A 19,190-nucleotide genomic window follows, 5' to 3' on the forward strand; every position below is an offset into this window, starting at 1 on the left:
CCCAGCCTAACCAGGGGCCTCCGGTCCAGCTTGCGACAAGGCGACATCAACCCGGATTTGCCGCGTGCTCCTGAGGCGCGCCCTAATCCGTCACGCAGCTTGTCTTGCTTGCCGCCCTGATGCGAACGGGAACAGATTTCGCCGCCGGGGTCTTCGACTGCTCATCGAAGTGTGACAGTGGCATTAGCGGATTCATCTCGGGATAATAGGCACCGAGACAGCCATCCGGCAACGAGAACGGTACGACCGTAAGACCCGCGACCTCACGCTCGATGCCATCCTCTGCATCGCTGACCAGCGAGACCACCTGTCCTTCTCGTAGGTTCGCGCGCTTCATCTCCGCAGGGTTGATCAGCACAACGTCACGCGTCCCCTCTATGCCTCGCAATCGGTCGCTGAAGCCATAGATCGTGGTGTTGAACTGGTCATTCGAGCGCATCGTGATCAGCCGGTAGCGACCGGGCGCCTCCCCAAATCCGACGGCGGTCATCGTCTTGGGTGTCGTGAATTCCGCCTTTCCACTTTTCGTCTTCCAGATCCGTTCACGTGCGGAGTTGCCTCGGTAGAAGCCACCAGGCGTCCACATACGCTCGTTGAAGCCATGAAACTCCTCAGAGTACGTCTCGGCAATCTGGTCTCGAATGAGCGCATAGTTACCGACCCACTCATCCCATTTCACCATGGGATTGGGAGATAGCGTCGCTTTGGCGAGCCCGGCCACGATGGCGACTTCGGACAGGAGGTGCTCGCTTGCCGGCTTGCGTTTGGCGAGTGACCCGTAGATGTGGCTGAAGGTATCCTCCATGCTCACAGACTGAGGTCCGCTCAGCTGCATGTCCTCTTCCGTCCGACCGAGGCAGGGCAACAGGTAGGCGATCTCGCCGTTCACCAAGTGGCTCCGGTTGAGCTTTGTCGCGACCTGCACTGTGAGACGCATCGTCGTCCAAGCATCCTCCATGCGGCCCCGCTCGGGAATGGCACGCACGAAATTGCCTCCAAGACCAAAGAAGCTCTTCACCTTTCCGGAAAGGATGCCTTCGCAAGCCTCGACTGTGTTCATACCCTTCTCACGTGGCGGATCGAAGCCGAACTGCGCGGCATATTTGTCGAGCGGCACGAGGTCAGGCTTCTCCGAGATGCCGACCGTACGCTGTCCCTGCACGTTCGAGTGACCGCGTACGGGTGAAATTCCAGTGCCGTCCCGGCCTATGTTGCCCTTCAGGAGAAGCATGTTGACGAAGAGGGCGACGTTCTCGAACCCGTGCATGTGCTGGGTCAGTCCCATGCCGTATACCCCGATCACGCGATCCGCCTCGACGTAGACCTGGGCCGCGCCCTCGATAATCTGCTGGCTCAGGCCGGATTCGTGCTCGATCTCCTCCCATGAAATCGCACGGACTTTTGCCTCGAATTCCTCAAGTCCACTCGTGTGCTGCTCGATGAAGCCGGTATCAAGGACACGCTTACCCTGCGTTTTCGCCTCATCGTCCGCTGCGAAGACGTGCTTGCAGATGCCCATGAGTACTGCGATGTCGCCGCCCGGCCTAACCTGATGGTATTGCGTGCTGATCCGCGTCTCCTTGCCGGTCAGCATCTCCACCGGGCTCTGCGGGTTCGTGAAAAACTCCAGTCCCTTCTCGCGTACCGGGTTGAAGGTGACGATCTGGACGCCTCGCTTGGCGGCTTCCTGCAGGGGGTGCAGGAAGCGCGGCGAGTTCGAGCCTGTGTTTTGGCCGAAGAAGAACATCGCATCGCACTTGGAGAGGTCGTCGAAGACGATCGTGCCGACGCCGGCACCGATCACCTTCTTCAGAGCCACCGAGGTGGTTTCGTGGCACATGTTCGAGCTGTCGGGCAGATTGTTGCACCCGTACATCCGTGCAAAGAGCGCGTAGAGGTATGACGTCTCTAAGCTGGCGCGCCCTGAGGAGTAAAAAATGACGGACTTCGGGTCTAGCAGCTTCAGCTCGGACCCGATCTCGCGGAAGGCTTCGTCCCAGTCGCAGGCGACGTACTTGTCGGTCGCAGGATCGTAGCGCATGGGATGGGTCAGGCGGCCCTGCTGCTCCAGGTCGTAGTCCTTCCACTCGCGCAGTTCCGTGACTGTGTGCTTGGCGAAAAACTCTGGCGAGCATCGCTGGGTCGTCAGTTCCCAGAGGGTTGCTTTGGCACCATTTTCGCAAAACTCGAACGGGTGATAGTTTGCGGGCTTTGCCCAAGAGCAGGATACGCACATGAAGCCGCCCGGCTTGTTCTGCCGAAACAAAGTTTCGGTCGCGAGCGGAGTTGGCCATTCCTTGCCGAAGATGCGGGCAATGCCCCGCACAGACCCCCAGCCTCCGGACGGACCGTCGTAATGGGCCGTCTTCTCCTCACTGGACATGATGACTCTCCGCTGATTTGCAAAACGGCAACAGCCCGCGCGAACGACGGGCTGTCTGCCCTGCTGTAAATTCGCGCTCTCTCGCGCCTGCAGCGGCCTGAGCAGCTGTCGAGCAAAGCGCCGATCGGGGTAGTCGCGTTCAAAATATTCGGATGTACTGCGGACGTGCCCCTCGCTCATGCGCGAGCGGTCAATGGCATGCACCACCTCGACAGGTTAGCGGACGAGGCAACCGAGGTTCCCATCCTGCTGAAACTGCCCACGCTCGTACCGTGGTGGATCTCGACTTTGAATCTTGGTTTCTCGCCAAGTCCTCAGTTGCATTAGCATTGTTCAACGACCCTGCTGTAACGTACGAAGCTGGCTATCGGCCACTCGCGAAATTCTCCTCAATTGACCGACATCCGCGCTCTTCGGGGTTATGCTCGCAGATCTGACATCCATTTTAAGGATCGCCCCCTCCCTGCAGCATACTGTTAAAGTTTCTCGATTCAGAACGAGCAATGACGAGGCAACAGAATTTGTAAAGTACTTGTTATAAACTCCAATTTATTTCCGTTACGGGAGGGCTCCATCACGTATTGGTTTGGCATATCGACCTCGGCGGGCAGTGGGAGGTGTGACTGGTCCGCCATGCGCACAATCACAGCTTTTTCCAGCTCATTCGGATGTTGGGGTCGCTGACGCACCGAAGCACCTCAGCGACCTCAGGGCTTCTTCATCGCGTCCGAGCAGCCGTTGCCTCGTCGGCAAAGTGCAGCGTGCCATCCTTATCGATAATCAGCTTACCGTCAGGACCCGGCTGCCGTCCGTAGCCTGAGCCGACAACACGGAAACCGCAACGTTCCGGGCAATCAATGTTCAGCGTGTCGCCAGCCGAGACCTTCTGGGCGCTCTCCTTCGCTCCACGATCCACCGTGATGGTGTGCTCCTTGGTGTCGTGGTTCGTCACCGAAACGGCAAAGGCGGGCACCGCGAGAGACACCAGCAGAGCTCCCGAAGCGAAAACCGTCTTGAAGGCGGCGCCGCACGTACTTCTTGCCTGATAGGTCATGTTATCCTCCACGGAGTTGCGGTTGATGGCGAGAATTTCCCATTACGGCCGTAGGCTCTCAGGCCGATCGGGTGCTAGGTCTTAACTTCCGACGCGCCCCGTCCCTCGAAGACGGGATCCGGCTCGAACGGCAGTCAGCTGACAGTATGAATCTGAACTGTCTTGTTGGAATCGAGGTCGGTTTGCTGGCCGGACTTCCATTCCGGCATTGCCTTGATCTGCTCGTCCGTAATCTGCCGAGTGATAAGACGGTCACCCCGCATCACGATCTTGTCGAGTGGTATCGCGACCTGCTTCTCGCCAAGGCCGAGGAAGCCACCCTTGCCGATGACAATGCTGTTGTGACCGTGGCCATCCGAGATAACGTGTTCGACGTCTCCGAGCATGTCTCCTGCCGCATTGTATAAATTCAGGTCTCTCAGCTTCGATACGGTCAAGGTCCGTTGATCACCCGACTCCGTCCTCGCCGTAGCATCTGTCGCATCAACCGCCTCGAATGCGGTAAATCCGTGCGGCCCCAGAGTCATGACGACAGGGTTGCCGTCTTTTGACTTCGCCTGAACAACGAAGGCTCGCGCAACGACCTTGACATCAGTGAAGCCGGCGCTCTGAAGGTCTTGCGTTAGCTTCTTGGCAGTCAATGCATTTTGCGCTGACGTCTGCTGATCACCCGCATTGGCGTTGCCCGCCGCCGCATTGGAAGGCGCATTGGCGGGACTGTTCGTCGTTTGCGCCAAAGCGACGCTTGGAAGAGCGAGCGTAGCGGCACAAGCTGCAATCAGATGAAGCTTCATAACTGTCTCCTATTGTTTGTCTGTCTTCGGCCAAACGAGATCTTTTTAGGACCTCGGTGTTTGCCGCTCGGCCGGTGCGTCGATCGGTGTTGCAGCACCTCCGTCGCCCCTTCACGAAAGGTGGGGTTCGGGTGGAGGCGCCACAGTCGGGAGTCTCCGGGTATCGTTGTCGGGACGAGCCTGACACGGGCGGTCACGGCTTCCACCAGATGCGTATGCCAACAGCCTTGGCCGTGCTTCGGGGGTCGAGATGAAGTTCAGGCGGACAAGCTGGACGTCGCTGCCTCGGCGGGCAGCGATGTCTACCGGAACAGTGCGTGCACCCTGAAGAACCCTGTGTGTCCAGAGTCGCTACCTCAGGGTCAGCGCGTCGAGCCAACCTTGCGCGGCGGCGTGCCGGATGATCTCGGCCCGCGTCCGAAGCCCGAGCTTCTCGGCGGCCCTCGCCTTGTAGGTCTCGACCGACTTCACGCTGAGGTCGATCCGACGCGCGATGTCCTTGTTGCTGAAGCCCTGTGCGATGAGGCGCAACACTTCTGCCTCACGGGGACTCAGCGCCTCCTTGGATTGCCCCGACGCCGCGCTCCCAGCCGAGGCGTGCGTGTCGGACAGTGCATGGCCCGCGACCGAAGGGTCGAGGTAGACGCCACCCGCCGCGACGGCCCTGACCGCGCGGAGGAGGTCCTCGGCGGCTGAGCGCTTCAGAAGGTAGCCACGCGCGCCGGCTTGAAGCAACGGCTGAACATAGGCCGCGTCCTCGTGCACCGTCATTACCAGGAGCTTGATGCCCGGACATTCGCTTCTGACGCGCTCGGTGAGTTCGAGGCCGTTGAGACCGGGCATCGAGATGTCGATGACGGCGACGTCGGGTTTCAGCGAACAGATCATCGTCAGAGCATCGCTGCCGCTGGTGGCCTCGCCGACGAGGTCGATATCTGGGGTAGCGTTCAGGAGTGCTCGGATGCCGGCAAGGACGATGGGATGGTCGTCGGCCAACGCCACGCGGATGCGATTCACGATCGAGGCCTCCTCAAGCCGCAGACCGGCTTTGGACAGGGACGCTCACGAACAAGGTCGTGCCGTATTCGGGAGATGCTTCCAACGTCAGAGTGCCCTCCAGGAGGGATAAACGCTCGCGGATGCCAGATAGGCCCAATCGCGGCTTGGCCGGCGAACCGTCCGGAGGCTGTTTAGGAACCCCCTCGGGATCGAAACCGACGCCGTCGTCCTCGATGATCACCCGGATCTCGTCTGGACGATGTTCGACCGAGACGCTGACTGTCGCGGCTCGCGCGTGCTTCAGGACGTTGGTGAGCGCTTCCTGCACGATCCGGTAGAGCGCGGTCTCGATCGCGGGCGGTATCCGCAGCGCATCCCCCAGGAACTCTAGGTCTGCGCGGATATCGTGGCGCTTGCTCCACTCGCGCAGCAGGGTGGCGAGAGCCTCGCGCAATCCAAGATCGTCGAGCGCGGTCGGGCGCAGGTCGACGGCGGCGCGATGGATGTCGCGTCCGATCTCGCCGGCGAGCGCCTGCAACCACTGGACCTGGCGTTCGGCGGCCTCCGGTGTGCCTTCCGCAAGGATCCGTTCCAGGCTCTTCAAACCGAGCGAGAGCCCGGTGACCGTCTGCCCGACCTGATCGTGCAGTTCGCGGGCGATCCGGCGCTGCTCGTTCTCCTGGGCTTCCCCCAGGCGCCGGAGCAACTCGAGGCGTTCGGCTTCGGCACGCTTGCGCGGTTCGATGTCCGACACCACCCCGTAGATCAGGCCGACCGGGAAGTCTTGGTGCATGCGTGGGACGCGTCCGGTCAGGCGAACCCAGCGCGGATCCGGCTCGCTCCCTACGACGCGGAACTCCACGTCGAGCGGGCCGCTGTCCGCGAGGCTGCAGCGAAGGGCCCCCGTCAAGCGAGCCCGGTCCTCGGGCCGGACCACTTCAAGCACTTCGTCGGCACCTGTTTGGATCTCTCCCCTGTCCTGTTCTTCAGCCTTCCACCCGAGGAGCTGGGCGGCGCGTGCGGAGCCGGTGACCTTTCCGTGCCCGACATCCCAACGCAGGGTGCCGAGCTCCGCGGCTTCCACGGCCACGGCGCCCTGCTCTTCGCTCGACTGCAGAGCCAGGGCGAAGCGTGCCTGCTCGCCCGCCCGACGCTGTGCCATATCTCGGCCGACCAGCCCGACGAGGCCGAGGGCGAGGGCGATACTGACGACGCTGCCACCGGCCAGCACGTAGTACGACCGAGCGACAGGCGCGTTCAGCGCAGCGACCGGCATCCCGAAATGCACCGACCACCCTCCTGTGTCCTGAAGCGTTCGGTACACCACTTCGACGTTCGATCCCTCGAGCGTCGAGCCGTTGTAAAAGCCTTGTGGCGCCCGCCGGATGGCCGCCTGCAGGGCGGCGCTCGCCGGGTGGCCGAATTCCTCTGCTTCGGCGCGGGTTCGGGCGATGGTGTTGCCGTCGGAATCCACGATGGTTCCGACCCAGCCTTCCGGCGCTCCAGCGTCGCGCAGGATCGAGCTGACGGCGTTCGTGGCGAGCCTGACCGACAGGACGTAACGAAGGAGGCCGTCGCGGATCACAGGTACGCGAAGGGCGACGAGTCGCTTGCCGGAGATAGACCCGATCGGTCCGATGCCACCGACCACAGCCTGCTGCGTCCGCACGACCGCATCGAAGCTCTTGCGGTCGGCCGTCGGACCCAGCGTCTCGTCGAGGGCGCGCAGCAAATTGACGACTTGGACCCCATCAGGGCCCGCGAGCTCGACGGTCTCCCAGAGTGGATGGGCCTGCCGGAGCCGCTGGGCCTCGGTGTAGAACGCAGCGAGATCGGGCCGATCGAGGGCCGACGAGGCGGCCTCGGCCTCGAGAACCGCCACCTGCGCGGCGATGTCGGACGCTACGCGCTCGGCCACTCTTGTCGTACTCGCCACCGCCGCGCTTCGACCTAGGTCGCGCTGCTGCTGGGCCATGAGCGTAGCGACCCAGCCGCTGAGGAGCATGACTGGGATGGCCGCGGCGAAGACCAGGGCGATGAACGTGCGGCCGTTTCCGCGGCTTAGCTGATGACCGCCAACCGGGTCGGCGTTGCCTGTTCTCCGGATCATCATGCCTGTGCGCTCGAATGAAGCTGTCTCCGGTAAACCGCGACGTACTTGCTGGCCCCACGATCCTACCGCACTCCGGACTTCAGGCCGAGATCACACGGCCTGACGACTGCGGCTCACGACGGCTCAGCGCCAAAGTCGATGCCCGAGGAGATCCCGGATTTAGGAATCTCCTCGGCATCACCCAGGAGGCGCCGTGCCGACGCGATGACCTGGAGGGCTTGGCGGTCGCCTGCCGCTTCGCTAACCTCGAACTCGAGGCGGCGTAGGCGCTCGATCAGGCGCGGAGGTGCTGCCGTACGGTCATGTAGCTCCGCCTCCACCAGGACAGTGACCACCCTCTCGAGCCGACCCAGGCAGCGGCGTTCTAGTCTTCGTGTTAGCTTTCCTGTCATGGAGGCCTCCCCGCCTTTGCTCGAGATCGTCGCTGGACCGCCGGCCACGCCAAACGAAGCCGCTCCGTTGGGCCGCGACTGAGAAGCCGGAGTGGAAGGCGGATAGTGGTCCATGACCGCAGCCTCACCGCCAGACCAAATCTGGGATCGCATTTGCGGTGCGATCGGGAAGCGGCGGAGAGGAAGAAACGGTCTCTGTCGGGTGAGGCGCCCGCGCTCCGAACTCCCAGTTGGTCCCGTCGTACCCTTCCAACCAGGCGCGGCGCTCACGGGACTCTCCGGGATGCGGACAGGCATCGCGCGGGCGCCCGCCGACCCGGGCGCAAGCGCCTTGTTTGATGACTTCCATGAGCATGAGCCAATTCCTTTCAGCTGCGTCGACGCTCGCGCCACGGCTGAAAGGTGCGCTCATGATGTAGGGGCCGACAAGGCGCTTCGCGCCTTCCTCCGTTCTCACCGACACCTGTCGGGATATTCCCGACAGGTGGAGTGGCGGAAGGGCCGTAGCCGATACCGTTGCGCGCTCTGTTTCACGTACACGCGGCCGCAGCACGGCGGGGCTTCAAGCCTCATCAGGCCGCCACCCGTGGTGCTTCGCTTAGGAGTTCTTCTTATCGTACTTGAACTCGGGTGCGTTTTTCAATGCATCCTTGTCGGTATCGACCATCGCCTTGAGCTTACCGTCCATGCGGTGAAGAAAAATCGAAGACGGGTCGACCACGACGTAGCGTTCGCCTATGCCGAGGAAGCCACCGACACTGACGACGACGCCACTGATCGTCTTTCCGTTTTCGATGACGAGATCTTCGATTTCGCCTACGCTCTCATCTTGCTTGTTGTACAGGTTCTTACCCACGAGCTTTGAGGACGTGACATCGGCTGGCTTGGCCGTCACGAACTTGATCTTGGCGGTCGCCGTATTGGCCATGACCATGCCGCCGGACATGGCTGTGCCGGGTGGCTGTGCCGTCATGGGGATGGCCGGACTGTCTGTTTTGGCCACGCCCTTGTCCTGGGCGAAGGCCGGCGAAGCGAGTAATGGGGCGGCAACGAGCGCGCTGATGACGATGTTCTTCATGATACTCACCTGAGGTTGATAGATGGGGAACCAGCCTTACGGAGCGCGGTGGCTGGATAGATCGATCGTTCCGGAGGGAGCGCTTCACGGCGCGTTTGCAACGGACTCCCCTCCCAGTGCGCGTCAGTAGCCGCATCCATAGTAGGGACGGCGGGGCCCGTACCCGTATCCATAGCTGTAGCCGACCGGGGCGTATCCAGGTGCATAGCCGTAGCTTGGTCCGTAATAGGCGGGCCGGATGGCCGCAGCTGCGAGGCCGAGACCGAGGCCGGCTGCGAGGCTGAAGCCGCGATGGCCGCGGCGGTAACCGTATCGGCCATGATGGCCGCCAAAGCCGTACCGCGCGGGGCGGAAGCCAACGCTCCGATATCCACCGAAGTGTCCGTGATGATGGCGGAAGCCGCTGCTTCTGTAACCGTGGAGGCCAGCATGATGGCCGTGGAAGCCATGATTACCCCCGAAGGGACGCGCCTCGCTTGAAGACGAGAACAGAACAACACTCGATACCGCTGCGATGGCAACTGTAAGATGTCTCATCAGATCGAACTCCCTGAGTACCGATAGGCGCCATAGGGCGCAGTGGGCGGCCGCGATGCGGCCTCGGCAGTTCAACACGTCGGCCATAGTCGCACCCCTAGGCCCGACTTGACCGCCGTGCTGTACGGTATGCGCGGCTACCGGAACGACGTTGCCGCGGCGCGGACCAGACGTAACGTCTGGGCTTGGTGGGCGACCTCCACCCCGCTTGCTCGATGATCTGTGGCGCAACGCGCCGCCCAGCAGTCAGAGAAGACCGCAATCTTGTCAGGACAACCCTGACGCCACTCAAGAGCGCCCTCGCTTGCTTGCTTTCGCGGCCATTGCCGTTTCGCGAAACCTTGATCAGGATAACAGGAGCTCGCGGCCAACCGATAAGGAGCGGGAGGAGAACGACGATGTCACCGGCCGCAAAACTCGTTTTTCACTGGAACGAAGGACGCGGAACACCTTTGGGAGCCCAAACATCTCTAGCGGCAGAATGCACGGGCCCGCGATAAATTGGGCGTCGATGGTTTAACGATCACGCGCGGTACACCGACGTAGGTGCCATCCAACTGGCTAGGCACCACGGCACAGACGCCCTGACCTCAGACTGCTCTGCGGGGCCCTCAACCATGTCATGCCGGTATCAGCTTGTCCCAACGTCAACGCGATTTCTCAAAGACGCGCCCTCAGGCTGCCGGAAGTGGCGACGATGGCCAAGGGATCTTCCTGGCCCTGCAAACGACAATGTCAGCCGTACAATTGGGCGGCAGTCCGGAACTGCTGGTAGAATAGTGGTCAGGCTGGCTAGCGCACTTACGCTCGTCTTAGTCTTTGCATTCCTATCCCAAGCTGCTGACGGATCGAGTGGGGACGCGAAAGCCGAATCGCACTGCCAGGATGCGCCCGTTCACGAGCATCGGCCGCTTTGATCAGGAAGGTGTCGATCGCAGGTGAGGTAGGGATACCATTGTGATTCAACGCGCACGGAGCGCCACCACGCAGCAACCAGGTAGTCCGGCGGCCGGAGGTTGCGTTGCTCGATGTTCGATGATGGCCGCAACATCGATTGAATATCAGCCAAAAGGTGCCTTTCCAATATGGTTTTCAAACTTCTGCTAGTCCTCATTCCTGCATCGGCGGTGCTCAAATACCTCATCGGCGCCTCTCCGCTCCTTGTGTTCGGCTCCAGTGCACTTGCCGTTGCAGTCCTGGCCGAATGGGTCCGGCGCGCTACCGACCAGCTCGCAGACCGGGTAGGACCCGCTCTCGGTGGATTGCTGACGGTGAGCTTCGGCAGCATCGCCGAGCTTGTACTCGCGCTATTTGTACTTCTGCGCGGAGAGGCCGAGGTCGTTCAGGCTCAGATCGCGGGCTCAATTATGGGAACTAGCCTATTTGGGCTGGGCCTGGCCATCATCGTGGGCGGAGCGACCAGGGAGCGACAGCGGTTCAGCGCGGAGCGGGCCGGCCTGCTTTCGACTCTATTGATCCTTGTCGTCATTGCCCTGTTGTTGCCGGCCGTGTTCGATTTGAGCGGGCGGATGTCCGACCGAGCAGTGACGTTGAGCATCACCGACGAGGAGCTCAGCCTCGGCGTCTCCGTCGTACTAATTCTGCTCTACCTCGCCAACCTCGGCTTTACGCTTGTCACCCACCGGGATGTCTTTGCGAAGGACAAAGACGGCGAAAAGGCCGACTGGAGTCTACCGTTTGCCTTGATGGTTCTCGTCGGCGCAACCGTGGCCATAGCGTTCGAATCCGAGATGCTCGCGGGCACGGTCTCGCAGGCAGCGGGCTCCCTTCACCTTTCGCCGATGTTCCTGGGTGTCATAGTACTGGCGCTGGTCGGCACTGCCGGTGACTTATTTGCAGCATCTTGGTTCGCGCATGAAGACAAGATGGGCCTCGTCTTCAACATTTGCATTGGATCAGCAGTACAGGTAGCACTGGTTCTCGCGCCTCTGCTGGTCATCATCTCCTGGGCGCTCGGCCATCCAATGACGCTCGTTTTCTCCAATCCTCTGCATCTCTTCGCGATTGCGAGCACCGCCTTCATCGTCAACGGAGTCGCCCGGGATGGTGAGACAACTTGGTTTGAGGGCCTCCTTCTCGTCGGAGTGTATATCTTATTCGGACTGGCTTTTTTCTTCGGAAGTTAGACAGGAATACGACATAGGGGAGGGGGCAGGGAACGGCTTTGCGCTAACGATGCGACACGAGGCTGGAGCAATCCGTACGAACAATTAGCGCTCTCGGCTAAGGGCGCGAAAGCGGAAGTTGTCTATTTGCATGCCGTCGGGGAAGCAAGGAATTTTACTTAAGACGCCGTGCGGATTAGTGGCTTCTTGAGGAACTGACATCCCTCCATGCGATATGCAATAAATCATAGGTGATTAAAAACAATCACTATAATACCATTGCAGGCGCATTCCCCACATTTCGTATTCGCCTTACGCCCGGAACCATAACGGCTGTCTGGAAGATCGATCGCGACGACCCAACGAGGCGATTCGAACAGGCCGAATCGTTATCCTTGAGTGTTCGCTCAAGGATCTTGCGCGCCGCAGCAGGCGAAACAGACTAGATATCCGCGAAAGCAGGAAAACTCGAAGCCTCCTTTTAGCGTCTCTCGTTCATCTGATCCAAATAAGCGCAATATTATGAGAGTGGTACCCTAGCGTACCACATTCCGGGCGAAACGGATTTTGCGCTCGGAACGCTAATTTCCGCCATTGGTTTAGTTAACGTTTCCAACATCAACGACGGGAGTTTTCACCATGAGAAGCGTTTTGACTTTTGCACTGACAGTATGTGTAGCCTCCATCTATGCTGGTTCAGCACAGGCGGCGGAGAAAAACTGCGCAAGCGAGATGAAGAGAGTAGAAACCTTGATGCCTTCTAACCAGAACGCTGGCAAAGGCGCGATGGCGAGGGCCGAATTGAAATTGGCTGCCGAAAAAGCAGCGAATCAAGACGAGAAAGGGTGCATGACACACGTTGATAACGCCGAAAAATCGATCCGCTAGTCTGATTATTCGGCGAGGTCATTAGGAGGAATGCTACAATGCTCCGCGTCAGCACCACAATCTTCAGCTGCGCTGCCATTTTATTCCTGTCAGCAGGGGGTGGGGCTACGCTTGCGGGTTCTAATGGCCTCGCCGCGATGGGTCCGTTCACGAAGCAACAGGCTGAGGACGGACATGTTAAGTTCAATAATCATTGTGCACAGTGTCATCGCCCCGATCTAACAGGCGCACTCGGACCGTCTCTCGTGAACGACGCTTTCAAACAGAAGTGGGCAGGAAGACCCGTTGCGGACCTGCGAGGTTGGATCCATGCAAATATGCCCCAAAATGCCCCGGGATCGCTGCCAGACGACCAGCTGGATCCGATCGTTGCGTGGATATTGCTGAAGAACGGCGTACCACCGGGTGATACGCCACTTAGCAAAGATGTAGCAGGTGAACCGTTTCCTGCGACTACGAAGGCAAACTGAGTCCCTTTATGGTCCTTGTGGTGTGGCTCCGCAGTACGAGATCGTCGAGGAAGCGCTCGGTGCCGGCCTCGGCGCCCCGGGCGATCCAATAGCACGCGAGGGAGGCGGCCGCCTTTTCAGGGGCGCCGAGTTGCGAGAACACGGGAGCGCCCTTCTCCAGGGTCTCGAAGCCCGTGGCCTCGCAGGCGTCCAAGGCGGCGTACAGGGACATGCGGTCGAGCCAGTTGTCGGGGTCGCGGTCCACATCCAAACGGCGTAGGGCCCACTCCTCGAACGCGTTCGGCACCGCTGGTGCGGCCTCGTCGCACAGCCGTTCGAGCCGTGGCAGTTCGTTCCTGGCGATCTGGTCCGAGAAGTCGACGATGGCGGGAAAGCCCGTCACGCGTTCGGTCTCGACGAGACGGACGCCACGGACATGACATGAGTGGATCTGGTCGACCATCCATTCGATCCGCAGCCATGATCGCGCCGCTATGGGTACGACGCGGGGGCTCTCGACAGGGTCATGAGTGCGCCGGAGATCAGCCTCCGATCGGGTCTGCCTGCATCAAGGGCGAGGCATCCAAAAAGAAGTTCAGCGAGAGGCTTAGCGTTCTCGTTCCTCTCTTACTTGGAGAGTTGAACTCAGCCGTTCTGCAGTCTGCGGTACTCAGCCCAAACCAACCGGTGGCACTCGCAAACGCCTAGCTCAAGCTCAGTGCGATTGTGCACTGTTATGCAGGCAACCCCCTGGCTCACGAGCCCTGCCTTTTCCAATCGTTTCACATGCTCACTCACGCTGGGACGCCTCATTCCAAGATGGCCGGCAATAGTCGCATGGCTTACGCAAATCTCGTCTTCTCCCAGCAACTCTAGAGCCAGAAGCAACCAGCGTCGCACTCGGTGCTCCACAGGATGACGTGCATTGCATAGGGCCAGATGGGCGGCGTGCACCATACGGACTTGGATGTAGCGTAATGCTAAGCGCCGCAGCGCTGTGTCATGCTTGAAAAACGCTTCCGCATCTGAAGCCTTCAGTCGGTAAGCCTCGCCTCCTGTTTGAACAACAACCCGCAAAGGTGAGCGTTCGGTACCGAGCACTAGCGGCAAGCCGGTCATGCTAAAACGCCCGAGTAGCCCTACGCCGTGTGGACCTTCGGCCTGCGTGCGTGCCTGAACTGCGGCAAGTCCATGCTCGATGAAATAGACGTACTGGATGCCCGTACGGGGCTCTTCAAGCACCTGCCGCTTCCGTAATTGAACGTGCTCCAGCAAAGGCTGAAGCTCGATCCACTCCGTGGTAGGCAGTGAGGCGAGAAGCAGATTTCGAGGTATGATCATGTACCTTAATCTACTCAAGAGGATTATATTTCTAGGCCTAATATCGGCCGATTAGCAAGCGAAATGATCCGTACCGCACGATCAAAACTCTATTGCTACTTTACGTAAATGTCTTAACTGACCGCAGCACGATGCTAGCCGCGTCCTTCGGACGGTCTCGCCGAGGGCTGTTCCGGTTGGCAAATCTTCACTGACAAAAGAGCCAGTCGTAGCCCTCCCTTCTGAGCCCGTCTTATTCATCGGGCATCGGCGTACGCTCCGTTTTGGGCTGATGGCGCGTGGAATCGTTCGTCTGTTCTGACGCGTGTGGATCGGGATTGTTCGGTCGGCGCTGGAGGGACGGGAGCGGGTTCGTTGGGGCGTCGCAGCTCCGTGGTTCAGGCCAGTGTCGGGGCGAGGGCGGTCGGAAGGTGGCGGATCAGGTCGGTTTCTGGACAGGCGGCGGCGAAGGCGATGCGGACGCGGGCAGCGGTCTCGCGGATACGGGCTCGGAGCTTGAGCAGCCGGAGGCAGATCGTTGCGAACTCGGCCCTGGCGAGGCGGTCCGCGGACGGGACGGCCTCGCGCACAGTGAGCATCAACCAATAGGCAGCGGTGTGCAGGACGAGCCGCGTCTGGTTGGCGACGGGGTCCCGGCACGAGGTACGGTCGGAGGCGAGCTGGCCCGTGTGGAGCTTGATCAAGTTCTCGGCCTGTCCGCGGGCGCAGGACAGCTCGGCGTAGAGCCATTCGGGCGTGCCGGTGGCGGTGTTCGTGACCACGCAGCGGATATCGAGGCCAAGTCGGGTCGCCTCGATGCGGCGGCGACGCGACGTTGCTGCCGCCAGGACTTGGCTGCGTGCGTGGTCTCGGCAAAGCCGCGCACCGCATCCTTGTCGCCGATGGTCCGCACCACCCGGATGGTATCGGCGATATCCTCGACCTTGGCGGCCAGCGCCTTCGTGCCGGTCAGGCCGAAGACGTAAGCGACGCCGTTGTCTTCGCACCCGTTCATGGCCTCGGGCCGCCTGTAACCGCCGTCGCCCCGGATGGTGATCGAGGTCTTGGGCCAGTGATGGCGGATTGCTCGGACGAGGCGGCGCAGATGGCCTCGGACCTCGCGGACAGAGGGTGTCGTCAGGTCCGGCTCACAAACCAAGCGGTTGGTTCGTAAGGGACGAAGCCTAACGGCACCTGATGTTTTATCGCGCGAAGACGACGCCGCACATCCAGGACCTCCTCGCGCCGCACGATCACCCCCTGCAGGCCGCTTGGTCGCCAAACGACCGTACAGGGACAGCCGACCCTCCAACGCCTCCCGGCACAGGACGGCGAGCGGAACCGCGTAGGCGTGGACGGCCGCCGTCAGGGTCGCCTCGTCCTCCTCGGTACACACTGGGACCGTATGGCTGCGGGATTCCGCTTGCGCCCAGCATGCAGGGCTGCTTATATCAACCGAATGGTTGAATATCACACCCAATCTCTGGATCAGGTGTTCCACGCCCTCGCGGACCCGACCCGCCGGGCCATGGTTCGTCAGCTTTCGTCCGGCAAACGGACGGTGACGGAACTCGCGCAACCCTACGCGATGTCCCTGGCGGCCGCCTCCAAGCACCTGAAGGTGCTTGAGGGCGCGGGACTGGTTCAACGAGAGGTGCAGGGCCGTGTACACCACTGCTCGTTGGATCAACGTCCCCTGGTACGGGCGCTGACATGGATTCGCTCCTACACGGACTTTTGGGATGAGCGCCTGGACGTCCTCGATGACCTTCTGAATGAGCGAACCGGGAACGAGGCTGCCGATGAGCGAGACTGAACCCGCTGTCGTCATCGTTCGCGTCTTCCGTGCGCCCTGTGCCGAGGTCTACCGGGCGTGGACCGATCCGACGCTGCTACAGCGATGGCTCGCCCCAGGCGCCAACATCGTCGAGCATGCGGAAACGGACCTGCGGGTCGGTGGCAGCTTCCTGCTGCGTACCCGTAGCCCGGACGGTGCCCAGCACCGGATTACGGGCTGCTACAGGGCATTGGAGCCGGGGCGGCACATCCTCCAGACTTGGAGCTACGACGGGCCTCTCACCCTACTCTGCGGCGAGGAAACCCTCCTCCAGATCGACCTCACCCCGCTCGACAGCGGCTCGACCGAGATGCGCCTGACCCACAGGCGGATCGCCCTGGCCGAACTCCGCGATGCCTATGCGCAGGATTGGCCGAGTTGCTTCGACAAGCTCGAACCCCTGCTCCACTAAAAATCAAAATCGAGGAAACGCCATGCCGACCCAAGGATCACCTGCGCCATTCCGGCGCGGGATCGTCAAACTGTGGTTTCTGATCGACGTGGTGATCGCCCTGGCGCCGCCGCTCTACTGGATCGCTGACGGCCGCACGAATCCGATCGCTGGCGTTCCGGCGGCGCTCTTCTACTTCCTGGCCGTCAGCCTCTGCATCACGGCCAGCCTCGTCGCCGCCTACCTGCTGGACGATGCCGATGCGGGGAGCGCGGCATGATCATCACCTTCGGCCTGCTCGCCCTCTTCTTCGCCGCCGTCGTCTGGGTGCTCCAGCGAAACCGCACCGTGGACCAGTCCTTCACCGACTACGCCGTGGGCGGACGCTCGTTCAGCGCGCGCTACCAAGCGATGTCGTTCCTCAACACCTGGTATCCGGGCTCGATGTTCACGGCCTTCGGGGCGCTCTCCGTCACCGCCGGGGTCATGTCGTTCTACGTCCTGTCCTACTCGCTCCTGACCGTCGTGCTGCTCTTCGTCCTCGCCCGGCCGGTCTGGACATGGGGCAAAGTCTACGACCTGCGCACGCAGGGCGACCTCTTCGCGTTGCGCTACGACTCGCGCCACATCCGCACCATCGCCGCCCTCATCGGCATCGTCTCGGGCCTTCCCTGGCTGGTGCTCGGCATGCAGGCGCTCGGCAACCTGTTCCAGGCCATGTCGCTGGGTACGCTTTCATTCTCGACATCGGTCGTGCTCGGCGTCCTCGTCATCGCGCTGCGCCAAGTCTGGACAGTGCGCATGGGCATGCGCGGGGTAGTGATCTCGGATTATCTCCAGGGCATTGTCGCCTACATCGGTGGCGGCCTAATGCTGGTGGGGCTGATCGTCTGGCTCGTCGTGGTCAAGGGCAGCACGCTCGCCACGCTCGATCCCAGGATGTTCGCGATCCCGAGCTTCGGCTCGAAGGAAGGTCCACTCTACCTGTTCGCCCTCATGTTCACGGGCGCACTCGGCGGCTGGTGCTGGCCCTATATATTCGTGCGCCTGTTCACGGCTGACGGGGTCCACAGCCTCAAGAAGTCGGCGGCCCTCGCCGTTCCGCTGACGTTCCTGTTCGGCGTCGCGTTGCTGATCTTCGGCATGCTCGCCTCCAAGGTGCCCGAGGCGGTCGCCAAGCCCGACGACGTTTGGTTCATCATCTCCGAGCAGGCCGGAGGGCTTGTCCTTCTGGGACTCGCGGGCGTGGTCCTGCTGGCTGCCTCGATGGGCCACACGGACGGAAACATCCAGGCTTACGGGGCGCAACTCGCCAACGATCTCGTCGGCAACTACGTCGAAATCGATCAAAAGCGGATGATCGTCATCGCCAAGGTCGGGATGCTGCTCCTGACGCTCCTTGCCTCCTGGCTCGCCACTCTGACGCTACCGGCCCTCTTCTCATTGGCGGTTCTGGCCTACCAAGGCATCATCCAACTCTCGATCCCACAGTTCCTGGGCATCTTCTGGAAGCGTGGGAACAAGCAAGGCGCGCTCGCCGGGATGATCCTCGGATTCATCACGGCGGTCGGCCTCGAACTCGCGTTCGGAGGGCAGCTACCCTTCGGATATGGGCTGACCTCTGGATGCTTCGGCTTGGCGGTCAACCTCACGGTCTACGTGGCATGCGCCTATCTCTTCCCGCACGCCGCCGAAGAGCGCCGCCGCGTCGAAGACCTATTCGCGATTGTCGAGGCCAGGAACGAAGGACGGTCGAACGTTGCGGTGCAGACCCAGCCACGCGTGGCATAGCAATCCGCCGAAAAGGTGCATGTGCACCTTCGGCTAATGCCAGGAGCTTGAGTTTTCTCCCTGGGTTAACGGCCTGCGATGGCGGCTTGCGGACATGTGAACTGGTGATGGTAAGAACGGTGCTTGTCCGCAAATTGACCGTCTCGCCAATTGGATGAACGTCGGCTCAAGGCGGACTTGGCTCAAAGGAGCCTATGCAAGCGCTTTGCTCCTTGCTCACCTTTGGTCGACAACCTTGGCTCAGAGTGGGAAGCCGACTTTGATCTTGACCTTAACATCCCGCAGCTACAGGTTGGTCGCGCATATTCGAGAGCCAGCCCTTCTGTGACCGACGCCGTCACCGCGAGCTCCACGGTGGCGTTGTCGCGCGTGCAGAGTTCTGGGCAGCAAGCGGGTGAATCCTGAAGCTGCATCTCCTGCAAGCATGAAGCGCCCCGCGACACCCGTCGCGGGTTTTTTGTCATTGAGGCGCCTGTGAAACCATGCTTGAGCTACGGCCCAACTGTGAATTCTGTGACAGTGACCTTCCGGCAGACAGTGAAAATGCCCGCATATGCACCTTTGAATGCACGTTCTGTGCAACATGTGCAGAAGACGTACTTAAGGGACACTGCCCCAACTGCGGAGGCAATTTAGTCGCCAGAGCTATCCGCCCGGCCCTCCTGCTCGCTCGTGCTCCAGCGTCCACCAAGCGCGTGCTAAAAGCGGAGGGATGCCCACAAGCCGCCTAACGCGGTGACACCAGGTCGGCCTTCGGTCGGGTCCAGTGGTAGCTTTCCAGAGCTACCGCTCGATAGGACGGGGAGGGCAGTCTCAACCACAGTCACGGCAATGTTCGACCCAACGTTGCCTTAGATGCCTGCATCTAGACATCTCAAAAGCAGTCGTTCGTCGATGGATATCGTTACGGTCGGGGTGTCCGTGGGTTCCGTGTCCTGGCTTGATCGAATGTTTCGTAGCGACGCTCGACCATCGGGTCAGGCAGCCGGTGTTCGGTGATATGAACTGTGCGAAGCCGAGGTTCTGAAAGGTACCTGC

18 protein-coding genes and 1 pseudogene are annotated in these 19,190 nt (G+C 61.1%); 8 read left to right on the forward strand and 11 right to left on the reverse strand.

The features are described from left to right. Positions 1 to 82 precede the first annotated feature (82 nt). The 8 genes from ASF57_RS22430 to ASF57_RS22460 all read right to left on the reverse strand — a co-directional run bounded on the left by ASF57_RS22430 (position 83) and on the right by ASF57_RS22460 (position 8,813). Positions 83 to 2,383 (reverse strand): FdhF/YdeP family oxidoreductase, encoded by a 2,301-nt coding sequence (locus ASF57_RS22430; RefSeq protein ID WP_056487714.1) that lies wholly within the window; start codon positions 2,381 to 2,383, stop codon positions 83 to 85. A 718-nt stretch (positions 2,384 to 3,101) separates the two neighbouring features. After that, positions 3,102 to 3,437 (reverse strand): hypothetical protein, encoded by a 336-nt coding sequence (locus ASF57_RS22435; protein ID WP_056487717.1) that lies wholly within the window; start codon positions 3,435 to 3,437, stop codon positions 3,102 to 3,104. 134 nt (positions 3,438 to 3,571) lie between these two features. Beyond that, positions 3,572 to 4,231: a PRC-barrel domain-containing protein gene (locus ASF57_RS22440; RefSeq protein ID WP_056487719.1), complete on the reverse strand. Its 660-nt coding sequence runs from the start codon at positions 4,229 to 4,231 to the stop codon at positions 3,572 to 3,574. A 351-nt stretch (positions 4,232 to 4,582) separates the two neighbouring features. Beyond that, entirely contained in the window at positions 4,583 to 5,248 is a 666-nt protein-coding gene (locus ASF57_RS22445) for a response regulator transcription factor (protein WP_056487723.1), read from the reverse strand. Positions 5,249 to 5,261: 13 nt separating this feature from the next. Further along, positions 5,262 to 7,343, reverse strand: coding sequence for an ATP-binding protein (locus ASF57_RS22450; protein WP_244477069.1), 2,082 nt, complete (start codon positions 7,341 to 7,343; stop codon positions 5,262 to 5,264). Between the two features lie 113 nt (positions 7,344 to 7,456). Further along, positions 7,457 to 7,678 (reverse strand): hypothetical protein, encoded by a 222-nt coding sequence (locus tag ASF57_RS22455; RefSeq protein ID WP_056487726.1) that lies wholly within the window; start codon positions 7,676 to 7,678, stop codon positions 7,457 to 7,459. 181 nt (positions 7,679 to 7,859) lie between these two features. After that, entirely contained in the window at positions 7,860 to 8,147 is a 288-nt protein-coding gene (locus ASF57_RS27410; protein WP_348528158.1) for an Rmf/CrpP family protein, read from the reverse strand. A 186-nt stretch (positions 8,148 to 8,333) separates the two neighbouring features. After that, complete coding sequence (locus ASF57_RS22460; protein ID WP_056487729.1) at positions 8,334 to 8,813, reverse strand: PRC-barrel domain-containing protein; 480 nt, start codon at positions 8,811 to 8,813, stop codon at positions 8,334 to 8,336. 291 nt (positions 8,814 to 9,104) lie between these two features. Between ASF57_RS22460 and ASF57_RS26030 the strand changes: the two genes are divergently transcribed. From ASF57_RS26030 to ASF57_RS26035, 3 genes are all read left to right on the forward strand, one after another. Next, complete coding sequence (locus tag ASF57_RS26030; protein ID WP_056487732.1) at positions 9,105 to 9,293, forward strand: hypothetical protein; 189 nt, start codon at positions 9,105 to 9,107, stop codon at positions 9,291 to 9,293. A 1,142-nt stretch (positions 9,294 to 10,435) separates the two neighbouring features. Continuing rightward, positions 10,436 to 11,497 (forward strand): calcium/proton exchanger, encoded by a 1,062-nt coding sequence (gene cax / locus ASF57_RS22470; RefSeq protein ID WP_056487735.1) that lies wholly within the window; start codon positions 10,436 to 10,438, stop codon positions 11,495 to 11,497. 618 nt (positions 11,498 to 12,115) lie between these two features. Further along, positions 12,116 to 12,364, forward strand: a complete 249-nt coding sequence (locus ASF57_RS26035) for a hypothetical protein (RefSeq protein ID WP_156376285.1) — start codon at positions 12,116 to 12,118, stop codon at positions 12,362 to 12,364. Positions 12,365 to 12,817: 453 nt separating this feature from the next. On the opposite strand, the gene ASF57_RS22475 is transcribed toward ASF57_RS26035, so the two are convergent. The 3 genes and pseudogenes from ASF57_RS22475 to ASF57_RS25155 all read right to left on the reverse strand — a co-directional run. After that, complete coding sequence (locus tag ASF57_RS22475) at positions 12,818 to 13,276, reverse strand: hypothetical protein (protein WP_056487738.1); 459 nt, start codon at positions 13,274 to 13,276, stop codon at positions 12,818 to 12,820. A 182-nt stretch (positions 13,277 to 13,458) separates the two neighbouring features. Beyond that, positions 13,459 to 14,154, reverse strand: a complete 696-nt coding sequence (locus tag ASF57_RS25150) for a Crp/Fnr family transcriptional regulator (protein ID WP_082504322.1) — start codon at positions 14,152 to 14,154, stop codon at positions 13,459 to 13,461. Positions 14,155 to 14,531: 377 nt separating this feature from the next. Continuing rightward, positions 14,532 to 15,268 (reverse strand): annotated as a pseudogene (locus ASF57_RS25155) (transposase); the annotation flags it as partial. 357 nt (positions 15,269 to 15,625) lie between these two features. Between ASF57_RS25155 and ASF57_RS22485 the strand changes: the two are divergent. From ASF57_RS22485 to ASF57_RS25160, 5 genes are all read left to right on the forward strand, one after another. After that, positions 15,626 to 15,949 carry a metalloregulator ArsR/SmtB family transcription factor gene (locus ASF57_RS22485; protein ID WP_244477070.1) on the forward strand — a complete coding sequence of 108 codons (324 nt, stop codon included), beginning with the start codon at positions 15,626 to 15,628 and terminating at the stop codon, positions 15,947 to 15,949. After that, the gene (locus ASF57_RS22490) at positions 15,936 to 16,382 is read left to right on the forward strand and encodes an SRPBCC domain-containing protein (protein ID WP_056487744.1); all 447 of its coding nucleotides are present in this window, start codon (positions 15,936 to 15,938) and stop codon (positions 16,380 to 16,382) included. The genes ASF57_RS22485 and ASF57_RS22490 overlap by 14 nt, the downstream gene beginning before the upstream one ends. Before the next feature lie 22 nt (positions 16,383 to 16,404). Then, complete coding sequence (locus tag ASF57_RS22495; RefSeq protein WP_056487747.1) at positions 16,405 to 16,641, forward strand: hypothetical protein; 237 nt, start codon at positions 16,405 to 16,407, stop codon at positions 16,639 to 16,641. Further along, positions 16,638 to 18,152, forward strand: coding sequence for a sodium:solute symporter family protein (locus ASF57_RS22500; protein WP_056487751.1), 1,515 nt, complete (start codon positions 16,638 to 16,640; stop codon positions 18,150 to 18,152). Before ASF57_RS22495 ends, ASF57_RS22500 begins: the two co-directional genes overlap by 4 nt. Before the next feature lie 482 nt (positions 18,153 to 18,634). After that, positions 18,635 to 18,883 (forward strand): DUF1272 domain-containing protein, encoded by a 249-nt coding sequence (locus ASF57_RS25160; RefSeq protein ID WP_082504324.1) that lies wholly within the window; start codon positions 18,635 to 18,637, stop codon positions 18,881 to 18,883. Positions 18,884 to 19,190: the final 307 nt, after the last annotated feature.

The organism is Methylobacterium sp. Leaf117 (genome assembly GCF_001422985.1).
GTDB lineage: Bacteria > Pseudomonadota > Alphaproteobacteria > Rhizobiales > Beijerinckiaceae > Methylobacterium.